The sequence below is a fragment of the Moorena sp. genome (assembly GCF_982860115.1).
This window is the reverse complement of sequence record NZ_CEYLVT010000418.1, coordinates 1-2,982: the sequence shown is the minus strand read 5'-3', so window position 1 is coordinate 2,982 and position 2,982 is coordinate 1. Positions and strand designations below refer to the sequence as shown.

The 2,982-nt window shown below is 44.8% G+C and carries 2 protein-coding genes; one reads left to right on the top strand and one right to left on the bottom strand.

The features are described 5' to 3' along the window. Window positions 1–435 precede the first annotated feature (435 nt). On the bottom strand, window positions 436–690 hold the full coding sequence (locus tag AC4II3_RS32255) for a hypothetical protein (RefSeq protein WP_488029831.1): 255 nt from the start codon (window positions 688–690) through the stop codon (window positions 436–438). Window positions 691–955: 265 nt separating this feature from the next. Between AC4II3_RS32255 and AC4II3_RS32250 the strand changes: the two genes are divergently transcribed. Further along, a partial coding sequence (locus AC4II3_RS32250) for an esterase/lipase family protein (protein ID WP_490723032.1) occupies window positions 956–2,982 on the top strand: 2,027 nt, incomplete at its 3' end.

Genomic DNA, 2,982 nt, shown 5'->3' with positions numbered 1-2,982 from the left:
CGGGAATCGGGAATCGGGAATCGGGAATCGGGAATCGGGAATCGGGAATCGGAAATTGGAAATAAAATTTAGAGGTACCTAACTAGACTAGTCAACTCTAGATTAGAGTTTCAAAGATAGATTGTTGCATAACTTGCCACAAATATAAAGAGATCTAGGGTAGCTAAATAAATTTTGATAATTGTTGTTATCTGCTCCCTGCTCCCTGCTCCCTGCTCTCTGCTCCCTATTCCCTATTCCCTGTTCCCTGTTCCCTAAAAAATAATAACCAAAAAAAATAGCCGTAGAAATCCTTTCCACGGCTAGGAATTGTTACTTATGTCTCAACTTTGTAAACCCATCCAGATGTGATTCGATGTGATTGGCCAAAGGCCACGCTACACGAACAGACCTGATGCTTTGGCCAGGGGGCAAAGCCCCCTGAAATTTAAGCCCTTAACCCAGCATTAAATACTTTGTCATTACCGTGATGAATTCGCCAGGAATCTGAGTCGGCTGAAGGGGGCTCCACTCGTCAATTTGGGCGTAACCCCGTGCATAAAGGGTATACATGGTGTTGTTTATTGCCTGGCGGGAGCCCTTAAGAATGTGCTTAATCGGGTATTTTTTTGGAGAAGGTTCCTGAGGTGTATTACTAGGAGTAATCTCCTCAGGATTGTTTTCTGGGTTAGGGCGGAAGTTGTCAGACATAGTAAAAAAAACGTTTTCAGGTTTACACTTATAATCATAACGATTATAAATTAATTTGTCAAGAACTTTTCGATTTTTTTCGGAGGGTATATTGAAATAAAATGTACAGTTATTGAATGGAATTAAGAATTTAGAATTAAGAATTTAGAATTAAGAATTTAGAATTTCCGACTCCCGACTGCCTGTATTTTTTTGTTAGACTAAATCGAAATAGGGTTTTAGGCATCTACTAGTTAATACTATATAATTAACTGGAGGCTAATCGGTGAGTGATTCAACGGGCTTGATTGAAATCTCAAGCCATCAGGACTTAGTGCCCAGTGCCGATGTGGTGTTTGTTCACGGGTTGGGAGGGGATGCTAGAAGCACGTGGCATCCCCAGGGAAAACGGGATGATGATAACTACTGGCTAGGTTGGTTAGGAAAAGATAATTTATGCGTTAACATCTGGTCTTTTGGGTATAACGCTGAAGCGACAAACTGGAAAAACAATAGCAGTATGCCCCTGTTCGATCAAGCCAGTAATTTATTAGAGTGGTTATATATCCACGATATCGGTCAGCGTCCATTAATCTTTATTGCTCACAGTATGGGCGGGCTTTTAGTCAAAAAAATGCTCAACAGTGCGTTGACCTTTAAAAAGCAAGCTATTCTTGAGCAGACGAAAGGGATTGTATTTCTGGCTACTCCCCACACTGGGTCTCATCTAGCTAAATTAATTGATAATATTGGCGTTCTGGCACGAACCACCGTAAGTGTGGACGAACTAAAAGCTCATTCCCCTCAGTTACGGGAATTAAATGAATGGTATCGAGAACATGTTCGGAGTCTAGGAATTGCCACAAAGGTGTATTATGAAACCCAGGCTGTAAACGGGATTTTGGTGGTAGATGAGGATAGTGCTAACCCAGGCATTGAAACAGTGAAGCCGGTTGCGATACCAAAGAATCACATTGACCTATGCAAACCAGAGTCTCAAAACAGTCTGGAATATCTTGGTGTCAAGAAATTTATCGAGGGATGCCTTAAAAAAAAAGAGATAACGTTTGAGTCATCTTGGAACGATTTGCCACCACAAGCCCAGCAGTTAGCATGTCGTCTGAGTCTGTTTGCTCAAGGTCCTTTTGAGTGGTCACTGGTAGAGACTTGTGTTATCGAAACTGAAAATAACGAACAATGGCATCAACAACAAGAAGTATTGGAAGACTTACGCGATCGCTTTTTGGTCAATCGTAATCTGTTGCAACTGACCAAACAGCAAACTTATCAACTCGATCAACGAATTCGCAAGTTTTTCCACACCAAGCTGGCTCAATTACCAGAGGCCGATTGCTACAAGCAACGCTTTTGTCAAACAATGGTGGCTGTGGCCAAAGAAATTCCTGAGAAACCAACTCGCGATGATATTACAGCAGTTACCCCCGCCATCCCTCATTTAGCCGAAGCTGCCACAGTTCTAACTGACTGGCTGAGGGATGAAGATTTAATATTACCTTTTATTGGCTTAGGAAGATTTTATTACGGTCAAGGTACCTATGACCAGGCTGAACCATGGTATGAACAATGTTTAGAGATAACTAGAAGCCGCCTGGGTCACCACCATCCCGATGTGGCCACCAGTCTCAACAACTTGGGAGAAATCTACTATTTTCAGGGGCGCTATGACCAGGCCGAACCCCTCATTCAACAGGCATTAGCGATGAGAATGCACCTGCTGGGTTCCGACCATCCCGATGTGGCCGAAAGTCTCAACAACCTGGCATTACTCTACAGGTCAATGGGGCGCTATGACCAGGCCGAACCCCTCATTCAACAGGCTTTGGAGATCAGAATGCAGCTGCTGGGTCACCACCATCCCGATGTGGCCACCAGTCTCGACAACCTGGCATTACTCTACTGGTATTTGGGGCGCTATGACCAGGCCGAACCCCTCATTCAACAGGCATTAGAGATGAGAAAGCAGCTGCTGGGTCCCCACCATCCCGATGTGGCCACCAGTCTCAACAACCTGGCATTACTCTACGAGTCAATGGGGCGCTATGATCAGGCCGAACCCCTCATTCAACAGGCATTGGAGATGTTTAAGCAGCGGCTGGGTCACCATCATCCCGATGTGGCCACCAGTCTCAACAACCTGGCAAATCTCTACAAGTCAATGGGGCGCTATGACCAGGCCGAACCCCTCTTTCAACAGGCTTTGGAGATGTGTAAGCAGCTGCTGGGTCACCACCATCCCGATGTGGCCACCAGTCTCAACAACCTGGGATTACTCTACTACTCAATGGGGCGCTA

What these genes read in the sequence shown, in the direction of transcription:
- AC4II3_RS32255 (WP_488029831.1), bottom strand. Translation starts at nt 690, where the DNA reads ATGTCTGACAACTTCCGCCCTAACCCAGAAAACAATCCTGAGGAGATT.